This is a genomic window from Mesorhizobium sp. M6A.T.Cr.TU.016.01.1.1 (assembly GCF_003952585.1).
GTDB classification, from domain to species: Bacteria; Pseudomonadota; Alphaproteobacteria; order Rhizobiales; family Rhizobiaceae; genus Mesorhizobium; species Mesorhizobium mediterraneum.
In genome coordinates this window covers 4,300,099-4,313,713 of the sequence record NZ_CP034452.1, presented here as the reverse complement: position 1 = coordinate 4,313,713, position 13,615 = coordinate 4,300,099, and the positions used below count along the sequence as shown (strand labels likewise).

12 protein-coding genes and 1 pseudogene are annotated in these 13,615 nt (G+C 64.1%); 3 read left to right on the top strand and 10 right to left on the bottom strand.

The features are described from left to right. Window positions 1-13 precede the first annotated feature (13 nt). The 10 genes from doeB to EJ075_RS20650 form a co-directional block, all read right to left on the bottom strand. A complete protein-coding gene (gene doeB / locus EJ075_RS20695) occupies window positions 14-1,015 on the bottom strand; it encodes a N(2)-acetyl-L-2,4-diaminobutanoate deacetylase DoeB (protein ID WP_126105541.1) in 1,002 nt (333 codons plus the stop codon). A 5-nt stretch (window positions 1,016-1,020) separates the two neighbouring features. Continuing rightward, window positions 1,021-2,199 (bottom strand): ectoine hydrolase DoeA, encoded by a 1,179-nt coding sequence (gene doeA / locus EJ075_RS20690; protein ID WP_126105540.1) that lies wholly within the window; start codon window positions 2,197-2,199, stop codon window positions 1,021-1,023. 38 nt (window positions 2,200-2,237) lie between these two features. Next, window positions 2,238-3,230 (bottom strand): ectoine utilization protein EutC, encoded by a 993-nt coding sequence (gene eutC, locus EJ075_RS20685; protein WP_126105539.1) that lies wholly within the window; start codon window positions 3,228-3,230, stop codon window positions 2,238-2,240. Between the two features lie 64 nt (window positions 3,231-3,294). Beyond that, window positions 3,295-4,293: a hydroxyectoine utilization dehydratase EutB gene (gene eutB / locus EJ075_RS20680; RefSeq protein ID WP_126105538.1), complete on the bottom strand. Its 999-nt coding sequence runs from the start codon at window positions 4,291-4,293 to the stop codon at window positions 3,295-3,297. 16 nt (window positions 4,294-4,309) lie between these two features. Beyond that, window positions 4,310-5,083 (bottom strand): ectoine utilization protein EutA, encoded by a 774-nt coding sequence (gene eutA, locus EJ075_RS20675; protein ID WP_126105537.1) that lies wholly within the window; start codon window positions 5,081-5,083, stop codon window positions 4,310-4,312. Window positions 5,084-5,089: 6 nt separating this feature from the next. Continuing rightward, the gene (gene ehuD / locus EJ075_RS20670; RefSeq protein WP_126105536.1) at window positions 5,090-5,749 is read right to left on the bottom strand and encodes an ectoine/hydroxyectoine ABC transporter permease subunit EhuD; all 660 of its coding nucleotides are present in this window, start codon (window positions 5,747-5,749) and stop codon (window positions 5,090-5,092) included. 16 nt (window positions 5,750-5,765) lie between these two features. Next, window positions 5,766-6,425 carry an ectoine/hydroxyectoine ABC transporter permease subunit EhuC gene (ehuC, locus tag EJ075_RS20665; RefSeq protein ID WP_126105535.1) on the bottom strand — a complete coding sequence of 220 codons (660 nt, stop codon included), beginning with the start codon at window positions 6,423-6,425 and terminating at the stop codon, window positions 5,766-5,768. Window positions 6,426-6,668: 243 nt separating this feature from the next. After that, the gene (gene ehuB, locus EJ075_RS20660) at window positions 6,669-7,520 is read right to left on the bottom strand and encodes an ectoine/hydroxyectoine ABC transporter substrate-binding protein EhuB (RefSeq protein ID WP_126105534.1); all 852 of its coding nucleotides are present in this window, start codon (window positions 7,518-7,520) and stop codon (window positions 6,669-6,671) included. 70 nt (window positions 7,521-7,590) lie between these two features. After that, window positions 7,591-8,376: an ectoine/hydroxyectoine ABC transporter ATP-binding protein EhuA gene (gene ehuA / locus EJ075_RS20655; RefSeq protein WP_095489141.1), complete on the bottom strand. Its 786-nt coding sequence runs from the start codon at window positions 8,374-8,376 to the stop codon at window positions 7,591-7,593. A 124-nt stretch (window positions 8,377-8,500) separates the two neighbouring features. Further along, window positions 8,501-9,886, bottom strand: coding sequence for a PLP-dependent aminotransferase family protein (locus EJ075_RS20650; RefSeq protein WP_126105533.1), 1,386 nt, complete (start codon window positions 9,884-9,886; stop codon window positions 8,501-8,503). A 94-nt stretch (window positions 9,887-9,980) separates the two neighbouring features. On the opposite strand from EJ075_RS20650, the gene EJ075_RS20645 reads away from it, so the two are divergent. From EJ075_RS20645 to EJ075_RS20635, 3 genes and pseudogenes are all read left to right on the top strand, one after another. Continuing rightward, window positions 9,981-10,463, top strand: coding sequence for an Lrp/AsnC family transcriptional regulator (locus EJ075_RS20645; RefSeq protein WP_164547303.1), 483 nt, complete (start codon window positions 9,981-9,983; stop codon window positions 10,461-10,463). 131 nt (window positions 10,464-10,594) lie between these two features. Beyond that, window positions 10,595-12,088 (top strand): NAD-dependent succinate-semialdehyde dehydrogenase, encoded by a 1,494-nt coding sequence (locus tag EJ075_RS20640; protein ID WP_126105532.1) that lies wholly within the window; start codon window positions 10,595-10,597, stop codon window positions 12,086-12,088. 35 nt (window positions 12,089-12,123) lie between these two features. Then, window positions 12,124-13,502 (top strand): annotated as a pseudogene (locus tag EJ075_RS20635) (aspartate aminotransferase family protein). Window positions 13,503-13,615 lie beyond the last annotated feature (113 nt).

Here is a 13,615-nt window from a genome sequence, read left to right as displayed (position 1 = left end):
GCTGGCTCTGCCGTCAGTCAACGAGCACGGCGACCACTGCGGTGCAGTCGCCCGCCTTGACCAGTCCGGGGAAATGCCGCGCGGCCAGAAGGCCGGACATTGTTGCCCTGATCTCCTGAGGTGCGGCACCGGTGCGACCGATGGAATGGATGCGCGCCAGGACTTGGCCCTCTTCGACGGGCTCGCCGAGATCGATCATCGTTTCGATCATCCCGTCGTCCTCGGCGAACGAGAAGCAATCGCCTGACGGCATGTCCAGCCAGCGGGTCGGCTGCATCTCGACCGCACCGGCGACAATGCCGGCATGGCGTAGCACATTGAGCACCCCGCGACGAGCGATCCGCACCGTTTCCGCGCGAGAAGTCCCACCGCCGCCAAGCTCGGTGGTGATGAACAGCTTGCCCATTTCTTCGGCCGCAGTGTCGAACATGCCGACCGCGTCGATCTCCAGCATCTTCATCGACCACGGTGCGGAGAACGCCTCGACCGCGGCGAAGCCCTTCGCCTCCAGCACCTTGTCGGGCCGGATATGGGCGGCGCAGAACGGCACGAAGTCGAGTGTCTTGCCGCCGGAATGGAAGTCGAGCGCGATGTCTGTGCGCGGCAAGAGTTCGCGCTGGAAGTAGTCGGCGATCTTCTCGGTCACCGTGCCGTCTGGCCGGCCTGGAAAGCTGCGGTTCAGATTGCCCTTGTCGATCGGCGAGGTGCGGGTGCCGGCGCGGAACGCCGGATAGTTCATCGCCGGCACGATGATGACCGTGCCGCTGACGTGCTTTGGATCGAGCGTGCGGGCGAGATCGTAGAGCGCCAGCGGCCCCTCATATTCGTCGCCATGGTTGCCGCCGGTGAGCAGTGCGGTCGGCCCGTTGCCGTTACGGATCACGCAAATCGGGATCATCACCGATCCCCAGGCCGAATCGTCGCGGCTGTAGGGCAGCCGCAGGAATCCGTGCTGCACGCCGTCGCGGTCGAAGTCGACGGTCGGCGTGATCGGCGATGGGCGAAGCTGGGACATCGGGCTCAATTCTTCACCACCAGCTTGCGCGGCACGTTGGCCAGGCACTCGACGCCAGTCTCGGTGATCAGGATGGATTCGGTGATCTCGAGCCCCATCGTCTCCAGCCACAGGCCAGTCATGAAATGGAAAGTCATGCCGGGCTTCAGCTCGGTGCGATCGCCAGGGCGCAGGCTCATCGTGCGTTCGCCCCAGTCCGGTGGATAGGAAAGCCCGATCGGATAGCCGGTGCGGTTATCCTTGACGATGCCATATCTCTTCAGCACGGCGAAGAAGGCATTGGCGATGTCTTCGCATGTGTTGCCGGGCTTTGCCGCGGCAAGCCCAGCCTCCATGCCTTCCAGCGTCGCCTTTTCGGCATCGAGGAATTCCTGCGTGGGTTTACCAAGGAACACAGTCCGCGAAAGCGGACAATGGTAGCGGTTGTAGCAGCCGGCGATCTCGAAGAAGGTGCCCTCGCCCGACTTCATCGGCTTGTCGTCCCAGGTCAGATGCGGCGCCGACGCATCGGCGCCCGACGGCAGCAGCGGCACGATCGCCGGATAGTCGCCGCCGATACCGTCGACGCCGCGCGTGCCGGCATCATAGATCTCCGCGACCAGATCGCATTTGCGCATGCCGACTTCGATCTTGTCGACGATGCGCAGGTGCATCGCTTCCACGATGCGGGCGGCCTTGCGCATATAGTCGATCTCGGTCGGGCTCTTCACCGCGCGCTGCCAGTTGACCAGTGCCGTGGCGTCGACGAAGCGGGCATTGGGCAGATGCTTCTGCAACGAAGCAAAGGCGGCCGCCGAGAACCAGTAATTGTCCATCTCGACGCCGATGCTGAGCTTGCCCCAGCCGCGATCGGTCAGCACCTGCGAGAGAAAATCCATCGGGTGGCGTTCGGTCGACTGCACATAGTGGTCGGCATAGCCGACGATGTTGTCGTGGGCGAGATAGGCGGTGCGCTTGGCGCCGTTGGCGTCCTGGCCGCGCCCGTACCACACCGGTTCGCCCGACGGCGGCACGATGACGGCCTGGTGCACATAGAACGACCAGCCGTCATAGCCGGTCAGCCACGCCATGTTGGATGGATCGCTGACAACAAGCAGATCGACGCCCTTGGCCTCCATGGCCTTCCGTGTCTTGGCCAAGCGCTCCGCATATTCGCCGCGCGAGAATTTGAGATTAGGCTGCATTGTTCTTGGTCCTCGTTTGTTGGGCCTTGCGGCCAGCATCAGCTTTCGAAAATCGTACCGGCATTCCCCGCTCGGGCACGGTCGCGGGCGAGCGTGGCGATCGCCGTGTCCTGCACGCCGGTGCCGGTGAGGTCGGCGATGGTGATGTCGCTGGCCGAGCGCCGGCCATGTCTTTCGCCGGCGATGATCTGGCCAAGCTCGGTGATCTCGGCATCGGCCGCCATCACGCCCGTCGCGATGGCATGATGCAGTTCGCCCAGCAGCCGCGTCTGTTTCGCGCTGTCGGCGACGTAGAGATCGGCCATGCGCAGGATCGCCGGAGCGATCTCGTTCTTGTGCTCGGCATCCGAGCCCATAGCTGTGATGTGCTGGCCGGCGGAGATGAAGCCGGCCTTGATCAGCGGCTCGGTCGATGGCGTCGTGGTGACGATGATGTCGGCGCCGGCCGCCGCCTTTGCCGCGTCGGGCTCCGCACGCACGACAATTCCCAGTCTTTCGCGCAATGCATCCGCCGCGGCTTCGGCCTTGGCGGCGTCCCTGGCCCAGATGCGGGCCTCGGCGATCGGCCGCACCAGCCTGAGTGCCTCGAGCTGCAGCCCGGCCTGGATACCGGCGCCGAAGATCGCGGCAATTGAGGAGTCGGCTCGCGAAAGGTGTTTCGCCGCGACCGCTCCGGCCGCGGCTGTGCGGATGTCGGTCAAATAGCCATTATCGAGCAGCAACGCTTCGACCAGCCCGGTTTTTGACGACAGCAGCACCATCATGCCGTTGACGCTGGGTAGGCCGAGCTTCGGATTGTCGAAAAAGCCGGGACTAATCTTTATCGCAAAACCGTCGATCCCAGGCACATAGGCGGTCTTGACGTCGACCTCGCCGCGATGCTCGGGAATGTCGAGCCGTAGGATCGGCGGCATCGCCACCGGCAAGGTGGCAAGCGCGCGGAAGGCGTTCTCGACGCAGGCGACGGCATCGAGATCGAGCTTCACGATCGCGCGCAATTCGGCTTCGGTGAGTATCGTCATCCGGCTCATGCGGCGCTCTCCTCAATTGCAAAGGATAGCGATCCTTGGGAAGAAACTCGACGTGAAAGAACTTTCATCCCGAGTGCTCCTTGAATGAGGCGTGTTCGCCGCAAACGACTTTCCTGTGCTGCGTCATATCGATGTTGCGGCCCGACAGAATGAGCACTGTGGGGCCGCTCGCCCTGACCTTGCCGGCAAGCACGGCGGCGATGCAGACCGCGCCGGCGCCTTCGACGATCTCGCGCTCCTGTTCATAGGCATGGCGGACGCCGGCGGCGATCTCGTCCTCGCTGAGCAGGATCACATCGTCGAGCAGGTCGCGGCACATCGAAAAGGTCAGCCGGTTGTCGAGGCCGATGCCACCGCCGAGCGAATCCGCCAGCGTCGGCAGTTCCTCGACCAAAACTGGATGTCCGGCATCAAGGCTTGCCTTCATCGCCGCACCCCGCGCCATCGAAACGCCGATGACCTTCGTGCTCGGGCTGACACCCTTCACGGCAGCGGCGACACCCGCCGCCAGCCCACCGCCTGACAGCGGCACCAGCACCAAAGCGGCATCCGCAACCTGCTCGATGATCTCCAGCCCGAGCGTCCCTTGTCCGGCGATGACATCAGGATGGTCGAAGGGCGGCAGCATGACCAGTCCCTCTTCCGCGACCAATCGGTCGACCTCTTGCTGCGCATCGTCCTGGCTGTTGCCGACGATGCGGATATCGGCGCCGAGCCGGCGGATTTCGTCGAGCTTATTCTGCGGTACCAGTCGCGACATGCAGATCGTCGCGCGCATGCCTTCGAGCTTCGCCGCATGAGCCAGCGCCCGGCCGTGATTGCCGGTCGACGCGGCGACCACGCCGCGCGTCTTCTCCTCGGTGTTCAGCGACGCGATGGCGTTCGAGGCGCCGCGCAGCTTGAAGCTGCCGGTGATCTGCCGATGTTCGAGCTTGAGATAAACAGGCGCGCCCAACTGCCCGGAAAGACTCGGGGAAAGCACGATCGGTGTGCGCTCGACCTTGCCTGCGATACGCTCGCGGGCGGCGCGGATATCAGAGAGGGTGACGTCGTTCGCGGTCATGGCCTTTGCTCTGCGATCAATTCAACGGCAACGTCATCAGACGGCCGAATTCGGCGCGCGGCTCGTCGTCGCCGCAAAGCCGCAGGCAGTTCCAGGCCGTTGCCTGGTTGCTGGTCACGACCGGACGGCCGATCGCCTCTTCCATGCCGACCACAGCAAGTGCGGCCCGCAGCGCCGTGCAGGAGACGAACAACGCGTCCGCTTGCGCATCGGTCGCCTCGCGCGCCAGATCGACCAGCGACGTTGGCGCAATCCGCGCCATCTCGCGGTCGTCCTCGAAGCCGAGGCAGGTGAAGCTGGCGATCTCGAAACCGTGCGCCGCGAAATAGTCCGCCATCGGCCGGCTGGTCTCGACCGTGTAAGGGGTGAGAATGCTGATCGTCCTGGCGCCCAGCGCCTTCAAGCCACGCACCCCTGCCATCGGCGGCGTGACCACGGGCACGCCGGGCTTGGCTGCCTGCACCGCCGCCTCGATCTTGGCATCGCCGATAACCACGGAGGCCGACGTGCAGGAATAGCAGATCGCGTCGAGTGGCTCGTCGGGCAGGATGAGCGCCGCGCCCGCGGTCAGCGACGGCTGCATCTTGCGCAAATTCTCCGGCGTCGTCGGATTGGCGTATGGGATGCGCGCGACATAGACGCCGATGCGGTCGCTTGCCACGATGCGACGAAAATCCGGCTCGGTCGTATGGTCGGTGGCAAGGATGATCAGGCCGACGCGCTTTTCCAGGGGGCGGGCGTCGAGCGCCGGCCGTGTCGGCGTCAGTCTGATTTCGGGCAAGTGTTTCATAAAACACTACCTCTCGATCTTGCCGTAGCGGCGTTCCAGCCAGCGCAGCAGCACGACCGAGAATAGGCTGATGACGAGGAAGAAAGCGCCGACCAAGGTCATCGGCTCGACGTAGCGGTAATAGGTGTTGGCGACGCTCTTGGCCTGGTTCATCAGTTCCAGCACGGTGATCGCCGAAAGCAGCGGCGTCTCCTTGAACATGGCGATGAAGTAGTTGGCAAGCGCCGGGATCATCGGCGGAATCGCCTGCGGCATGATGATGTGGGTCCAGGTCTGCCTGGCGTTCAGATTGCAGGCCTTGGCGGCTTCCCACTGGCCGCGCGGCACATTCTCGATGCCGGCGCGGTAGACCTCGGCCGTGTAGGTGCCGTAATGCAGGCCGAGGCCGATGACCCCCGCCACCAGCGGCGGCAGCAGGATACCGATATCCGGCAGCACGTAGAAGATGAAATAGAGCTGCACCAGCAGCGGCGTGCCGCGGATGAACTCGGCGAGGAAGCTGACGGTCCGCGACAAGCCCCTGTTCGGCGAGCGCCGCGCCAGCGCGATGGCCAGCCCCACAATCGCGGCCAGAACCGAGCCGAGCAGCGTCGCCAGGATGGTGATCTTCACGCCCTGGATCAGCGTCGGCATGATCTCCCAGACGAAATTCCAATCCCACTCCATTATGAGACCCGATCCATCAGACACGCACCCCGTCGAGGCCGCGCGCCATGCGCCTTTCAAGCGATCGAACACCCCAGGAAATGATCAGCGCAAGGACGAAATAGATGATGAGGATGGTGGTGAACGGCACCAGCGTGTTGCCGGTTTGCGAGCGCACCACTTGCGCCTGGAAGGTCAGGTCGGTGAGCGAGATCAGCGAAACCACGGCGGTGGCCTTGAGCAATTCGATGGCGTTGTTGCCGAAGGTCGGCAGCATGACAAGCAGCGCCTGCGGCAGGATGACATGGCGCATGGCTTGCCAGCGGCCGAGATTGAGCGCGGTGCAGGCCTCGTACTGTTCGCGGCCGATCGACTGGATGGCGCCGCGCACTACCTCCGCGGCATAGGCGCCGACATTGAGGCCAAGCGCCAGCACGCCGGCCTGCAGCGGCGTCAGCGAAATGCCGATGAAGGGCAGCACGAAATAGGCCCAGAACAGCTGCACGAAGATCGACGTGCCGCGGAAGAATTCGATATAGGCGGTGGCCAGCGCTCGAATGGCGAAAAAACGCGACAGCCGTCCCAGCCCGGCGAGAAAGGCCATGATCAAGGCAAGCACCGAGCCCATCAGCGTCAGCTCGATGGTGATCAGCGCTCCCTGCAATATCAGGCCGAAATAGCCGGACCATTGGGTCATGAAGTCAAGAGTTTCCAACGTTTACAGTTGTGCGAGGCGGTAGTCTTGGCCCCTTCTCCTCCCCGTTCACGGGGAGAAGATGCCGGCAGGCAGATGAGGGGCAGGGCCAGCTTCGTAAAACTTTGTGCTGTCCCTCATCCGGCCTTGTTTGTGCATGTCGTTATCCCAAAACCGCTGCGCACTTTTGGGCGACATGCATTAGGACCACCTTCTCCCCGTGAACGGGGAGAAGGAAAAAGGCGCCTACTTTGCCGAGCAGAGCTTGTCGCGGCTCGTCGACATCGCCGCCGCCGCCGAGAAGCCGTAAGGCTCGATGATCTTGGCGAACTCGCCGGACTGCTTCAGCTTGGCCAGCTCGACGTCATAGGCGTCGCGCAGCGCCTCGTCGCCCTTCTTGAACGCCGCGCCGTCGCAATAGACCGGCGCGCCGACCACCGGAGCGACGACTTCGAGGTTCGGATCGTTGGCCTTCTTGACCAGATCGTTGATCGACAGCACGGGCAGCGAATAGGCATCGATGCGGCCGTCCTGCAGCATCTTCAGGCCGCTCTGGCCGTCCGGCACGACGATGACGCGGTCACGCGGCACGCCGGCAGTGAGCGCCAGCTTCTCCTCGGTGCCGCCGCCCGGCGCCCCGATCGTCGCGGTGGCATCCTTGGCGACATCCTCGTAGCTCTTGAAGCCCTTCGGATTGCCCTTCTTGACCAGCATCGCCTCGGCGTCGCACAGCACCGGCTCCGAGTAGACGACCGCCGCGCAGCGCTCCGGCTTCATGAACAGGCCGGCGGTGACGACGTCGAAACGCCCGGCCTGCAGGCCGGGGATCATGGCGCCATATTCCGAGATCGAGGCGACGATGTCGGCGACGCCGAGGCGCTTGAAAATCTCGCGCGCCACATCGGGCGCGGCGCCCGAAACCTTGCCATCGGCCGCAACCGCCGTATAGGGCGGCTCATTGGCGATGGCGACGCGGGCGAAGCCCTGTGCCTTGAGCTCTTCGAGCTTGCTGTCGTCGGCCGATCTCGCGGTCGATGCGGCCAGAATCGCGGTCAGTGCAACACCGGCCACGCCGGCCAGAATGCCAAGTTTCTTCATTGTTCCCAACTCCTTGCTTCTCTTCTTGGTTCGCTTTGGTCGAGACGGCTTCGCCGCCTTGGCATGGCGGTCAGACGCGATGTCCGGCCGCGATGATCTTCTTCAGGAAGCCTTGCGTGCGCTCCTGCTTGGGATTGCGGAAAATCTCGTCGGGCTTGCCTTCTTCGACAATCTTGCCGCGGTCAAAGAACAAAACCCGGTCGGCGAAATCATGGGCAAAACCCATTTCGTGGGTGACGAGCAGCATGGTCATGTCGGTCTCGGAGCAGAGTCGCCACAAGACGTTCAGCACCTCCTCGACCAGTTCTGGATCGAGCGCCGATGTCACCTCGTCGAACAGCATGATCCTGGGCTGCAGGGCCAGCGCCCGGGCGATCGCCACGCGCTGTTTCTGCCCACCGGAGAGCTGTGCCGGCATCGCTTTGGCCTTGTCGGCCATGCCGACCATGTCGAGCAGCTCCATCGCCCGCTTTTCGGCGGCGGCGCGCGGCATGCCCTTGGTCAAGATCGGCGCCAGTGTGACGTTGTCGATGACGCTCTTGTGCGGAAACAGGTTGAACAGCTGGAAGACCATGCCGATCTTCTGGCGCATTCTTGCCAGATGCCGTTCGTCGGCGGCCAACAACTGGCCGTTGCGCTCCATGTGGTAAAGCTGCTCGCCGTCGATCTGGATGTGGCCGCTGTCGATCCTCTCCAGCGTCATCAGGATGCGCAGGATCGTCGTCTTGCCCGAGCCGGACGGGCCGATCAGCGCCAGCTTCTCGCGCGGCATGACCTGCATCGACAGGCCGTCCAGCACCTTGAAGGTGCCGAAGCTTTTCGAAATGCCGTCGATCTTGATGATGGGCGCGGACAATGAATTTCCCCGTGCTGGAGAACCTGGTGCCTTCAACGATGCGGAACGCGCCAAATCATGTCAATCAGGAAAATAATATCATGACAATGTTTCTGGCTCCGCACAATTTCGCGGCAATGTCTGCCTAGATGGCCAGCAGAAGATGCTCCGGGTCGCCGAGCAGAAGTTTGGTGACAACGCTCAAGCCGGCGCGCAGTTCCCCCTCGGTGGTCGAGCCCAGCGAGATCCGCACTGCCGGCTGCCATGGCTCCTGCGAAATGCGGAAGGATGTGCCTGGCGCGATCGCCACGCCCTGCAAACGGGCCTGTGAGACGAAACTCTCCTCGGCGCGGTCGCCGGGCAGCTGCAGCCACAGATGCAATCCGTCGCGATGGACACGGTAGTCGACCCCGGCAAGCACTTCGGCGGCGATCTCCTGCCGCCGCCGCAGCGCCGAACGTTGCCAGCGGACGAGCTCCATCGCCGTGCCGTCGGCCACCCATTTTGTGGCGATCTCCGCCACCAGCGGCGTCGCCATCCAGTTGGAGACGAGATGCCGGTTGGCGACGGCGGCTACATAGCGGTCGGGCGCCGCGAGGTAACCGATGCGCAGGCCCGGCACCACGATCTTGGTGAAGGAGGTGACGTAGAGCGTGCGCTCTGGCGCGAAGGCGGCGACCGGCGGCGGACGGCCCTCGACCAGGGGGCCGAGCACGTCGTTCTCGATGATGGCGATGTCGTGCTTGCGCGCAACCGCGGCGATCTGCTCGCGCCGCGCGGCGTCCATAAGCGTCGCGGTCGGGTTGATGACCGAGGGCTGCACGAATACGGCGCGGATATCGGACAACCGGCAAGCCTCGTCGAGCGCCTCCGGGATCACGCCATTGTCGTCGATCGGCAGTCCTTCGAGGTTGAAGCCGAGATAGCGCGCCAGCGGGATCAGCGTGTGATGGCCGATCGCCTCGGTGGCGACGGTCGAACCCGGCGGCGCCACGCTCATCAGCGCCACCGTCATGCCGGCCGTGGCGCCGTTGGTCAGGCTGACATTCTGCGCGGACACATCGAGACCGCAGAGCCGCAGCCAGTCGACCGCGACGGCGCGGTGGCGCGGAAACACCATGTTCGGCCGGAACGACAGCGCCGAGCTCGACGGCAGGTTCTCGGCAAGCCAGCCCAGCGCCTGCTTTAGCCGCTCCAGATGCATCGGCTCGCACACCGGCTTCAGGATGGAGAGATCGATGACCTCGCCGAGGCGCTCCGGCAGGTATGGCGGCTCCGGCTCGCGGCGCTGTGTCTGCACGAAGCTGCCGCGGCCGATCTCGCCGGAAACCAGGCCCCGGCGGATCAGTTCCTCATAGGCGCGACTGACCGTCTGCACCGAAAGCTTCAATTCGTCGGCCAGCCGGCGATGCGTCGGCAGCCGCGCGCCGTTGGCCAGCCGCCCGTCATGGATCGCACGCGCAAACTGGTCGGCGAGCGATTGATAGGCCGGCCGCCGGATGAGCGCGGGATCTGGACGCCACAATGTCATGACTTATTAGAGATCGAAATCAGTGCAATTGACAATCGAAATAATGCGCCGTCATGGTGTCGGGCAAGAAAAAAGCAGACGCTTCATGGCCGCATTGAAACTCGATCAGATCGACCTCAAAATCCTCGACGCGGTTCAGCGCGACGGGCGCATCACCAAGCTGGCGCTGGCCGACAAGGTTGGCCTGTCGCCGACGCCGTGCTGGATGCGGCTGCGCAAGCTGGAAAGGGCCGGCATCGTCTCCGGCTATCACGCCAAGGTTGCGATGCGCGCCGTCGCACCGGTCGCCACCGTGCTGATGGAGGTGACGCTGGCCAGCCACCGACAAGCCGATTTCGACCGCTTCGAGCGCGTCATCCGCGATGTTCCCGAAATCGTTGCCTGCTGGTCGGTGGGCGGCGGCGTCGACTATCTGCTGAAAGTGATGGCGCGCGACATCGACGCCTATCAGCGGCTCGTAGACGCGCTGCTCGAACGCGAGATCGGCATCGATCGCTATTTCACCTACATCGTCACCAAGACGGTGAAGGAGGAGATTTCCTTGCCGGTGGCGGATCTGCTGCCGGTGTCGTCGTAACGCTAGAGAGATCGTCTACCCGGGCGATGCAATAGAGACAATCTCTCTACGCAACGGCGTTGAAACAGTCTCTCTGTCTGCATCGCGCGCATAGTCTCTCCACATCGCCTCGACATCGGGAGACCTCGAACATGTCCGCGCATTTTGCCCGCCCACACCGCCATGATGCACTCGACCGCCTCGCCGACCGCCGGCTGCTGCGCGAGCTCGCCTATGTCGACGGCCATTGGACGGCGAGTGAGGCCGCCGAGAGCTTCGAGGTGACCGATCCTGCCACAAGCGCCACCGTTGCCTGGGTTGCCGCGCTCGATAGCAGGCAGACGAGCAAGGCGATCGACGCGGCATCGCGCGCCTTTCCCGCCTGGCGCGGACTTTTGCCGCAGGAGCGCTCGAAAATCCTACGAAAATGGTTCGACCTGATCATCGCTGCCAAAGAGGATCTGGCGCTCTTGATGACGCTCGAGCAGGGCAAGCCGCTTAGGGAAGCGCTTGGCGAGATCGACTACGCCGCCTCTTTCGTCGAGTGGTATGCCGAGGAGGCAAAACGCCTTAACGCCGAAAGCGTCACCAGCCATCTGCCAAACGCCGAGATGATGGTGCGGCGCGAGCCGCTTGGTGTCGTCGGCGTCGTCACGCCGTGGAATTTTCCCGCGGCCATGCTGACCCGCAAGGCGGCCGCCGCCCTTGCCGCCGGCTGCACCATCGTCGCGCACCCCTCATCCGAAACGCCGCTGTCGGCACTCGCGCTCGCTGAGCTTGGCGAGCGCGCCGGCCTGCCGGCAGGTGTCTTCAACATCGTCACAGGCAAGGCTTCGACCATTGTTGGGCGGATGTGCGAAGACCCGCGCATTCGCGCCATGAGCTTCACCGGCTCGACCGAGATCGGCAGGCTGATCGCCGCGCAAAGTGCGCCGACGATGAAGCGGCTGGTGATGGAGCTTGGCGGTCATGCGCCGCTGATCGTCTTTGCCGACGCCGATCTCGACAAGGCTGTGACCATCGCCGTCGATGCCAAATTCGCCACCTCCGGCCAGGATTGCCTCGCCGCCAACCGCATCTATGTCCAGCGCCCGATCTACGATCGTTTCTGCGCCGCCTTCGCCAGGCGCATCGACGCGTTGCGGACAGGCAATGGCCTGGCCGATGACACCGACATCGGGCCTTTGATGCACGAGCGCGGCGTCAAGAAGGTCGAGGAGCAGGTCGCCGATGCGCTCGCCCATGGCGCACGCTGCCTCACCGGCGGCAAACGCGATTCTGCAGGACCGCTGTTCTACCAGCCGACCCTGCTGGCAGATGTCACCGACGACGCGCTGATCATGCGCGAGGAAACTTTTGGTCCGGTCGCCGCGGTGACGCCCTTCGACAGCGAAGAGGAAGTCGTCGCCCGCGCCAACGCCACCGAGTACGGCCTCGTCGCCTATGTCGTCACCGAGAACGGCGGCCGCCAGTTGCGCATGGGCCGCGCGCTCGACTACGGCATGGTCGCCATCAACCGGGTCAAGATCACCGGCGCGCCGATCCCGTTCGGCGGCGTCAAACAGTCCGGCATCGGCCGCGAGGGCTCGCGCCATGGGCTCGAAGCCTTTACCGATCTCAAATACCTCTGCCTGGATGTGGCCTAGGCCGCGCCCCACACTTTTCCTTAGGAGTAAAAAAGATGCTCGACCAGTCCAACGAACTCGCCGCTTGGGACCGCGACCACTTCTTCCATCCCTCGACCCATATGGGCACCCACGCGCGCGGCGAGAGCCCGACCCGCATCATCGCCGGCGGCGAAGGCGTCACCATCTGGGACAATAATGGGCGCAAGAGCATCGATGCTTTCGCCGGGCTTTACTGCGTCAATGTCGGTTATGGCCGCCAGAAAATCGCGGATGCCATCGCCGCGCAAGCCAAGAACCTCGCCTACTACCATGCCTATGTCGGCCACGGCACCGAGGCGTCGATCACGCTCTCCAAGATGATCATCGACCGCGCCCCGCAAGGGATGTCGAGGGTCTATTTCGGCCTCTCCGGCTCCGACGCCAACGAGACCAACATCAAGCTGATCTGGTACTACAACAACGTGCTCGGCCGGCCGGAGAAGAAGAAGATCATCTCGCGCTGGCGCGGCTATCACGGCTCCCGGCGTCATGACGGGTCGCTGACCGGCTCGACCTGTTCCACAACGCCTTCGACCTGCCGCGTGCGCCGATCCTGCACACCGAGGCGCCCTACTATTTCCGCCGCGCCGACCGCTCGATGAGCGAGGAGCAGTTTTCCCAACACTGCGCCGACAAGCTCGAAGAGATGATCCTGGCCGAGGGCCCGGACACGATCGCCGCCTTCATCGGCGAGCCGATCCTCGGCACCGGCGGCATCGTGCCGCCGCCCGCCCTCTACTGGGAAAAAATCCAGGCGGTGCTGAAGAAGTACGACGTGCTGCTGGTCGCCGACGAAGTGGTCACCGGCTTCGGCCGGCTGGGCACCATGTTCGGCTCCGACCATTACGGCATCAAGCCCGACCTGATCACCATCGCCAAGGGCCTGACCTCGGCCTATGCGCCGCTGTCGGGCGTCATCGTCGCAGACAAGGTCTGGCAGGTGCTGGTGCAGGGTTCCGACAAGCTCGGCAGCATAGGCCATGGCTGGACCTATTCGGCGCATCCGATCTGCGTTGCCGCCGGCGTCGCCAATCTCGAGCTGATCGACGAGATGGACCTGGTGACCAACGCCGGTGAGACCGGCGCCTATTTCCGCGCCGAACTGACGAAAGCCGTCGGCGGCCACAAACATGTCGGTGACGTCCGCGGCGACGGCATGCTGGCGGCAATCGAGTTCGTCGCCGACCGGGACGACCGCGTGTTCTTCGACGCCTCGCAGAAGATCGGGCCGCAGGTCGCGACCGCCCTTGCGGCAAGCGGCGTCATCGGCCGCGCCATGCCGCAAGGCGACATTCTCGGCTTCGCGCCGCCGCTCTGCCTGACGCGCGAAGAGGCCGACATCGTCGTGTCGAAGACGGCGGATGCGGTGAAGAGCGTGTTTGCCAATCTCTAACTTTCGACGGTTGGCGCTGCCCCTCATCCGCCTACCGGCACCTTCTCCCCGTAAACGGGGAGAAGGGTCAAGCACCAGCGCTGGCGACCCCCTCTCCCCGTTCTTCACGGTGA

Bases quoted from the DNA above. Each gene is read 5' to 3' on its own strand.
- ehuB (WP_126105534.1), bottom strand. From the start codon at position 7,520: ATGAAGAAACTTGGCATTCTGGCCGGCGTGGCCGGTGTTGCACTGACC.
- eutC (WP_126105539.1), bottom strand. From the start codon at position 3,230: ATGAGCCGGATGACGATACTCACCGAAGCCGAATTGCGCGCGATCGTG.
- doeA (WP_126105540.1), bottom strand. From the start codon at position 2,199: ATGCAGCCTAATCTCAAATTCTCGCGCGGCGAATATGCGGAGCGCTTG.
- doeB (WP_126105541.1), bottom strand. From the start codon at position 1,015: ATGTCCCAGCTTCGCCCATCGCCGATCACGCCGACCGTCGACTTCGAC.
- ehuC (WP_126105535.1), bottom strand. From the start codon at position 6,425: ATGACCCAATGGTCCGGCTATTTCGGCCTGATATTGCAGGGAGCGCTG.
- EJ075_RS20650 (WP_126105533.1), bottom strand. From the start codon at position 9,886: ATGACATTGTGGCGTCCAGATCCCGCGCTCATCCGGCGGCCGGCCTAT.
- eutA (WP_126105537.1), bottom strand. From the start codon at position 5,083: ATGAAACACTTGCCCGAAATCAGACTGACGCCGACACGGCCGGCGCTC.
- eutB (WP_126105538.1), bottom strand. From the start codon at position 4,293: ATGACCGCGAACGACGTCACCCTCTCTGATATCCGCGCCGCCCGCGAG.
- EJ075_RS20640 (WP_126105532.1), top strand. From the start codon at position 10,595: ATGTCCGCGCATTTTGCCCGCCCACACCGCCATGATGCACTCGACCGC.
- ehuD (WP_126105536.1), bottom strand. From the start codon at position 5,749: ATGGAGTGGGATTGGAATTTCGTCTGGGAGATCATGCCGACGCTGATC.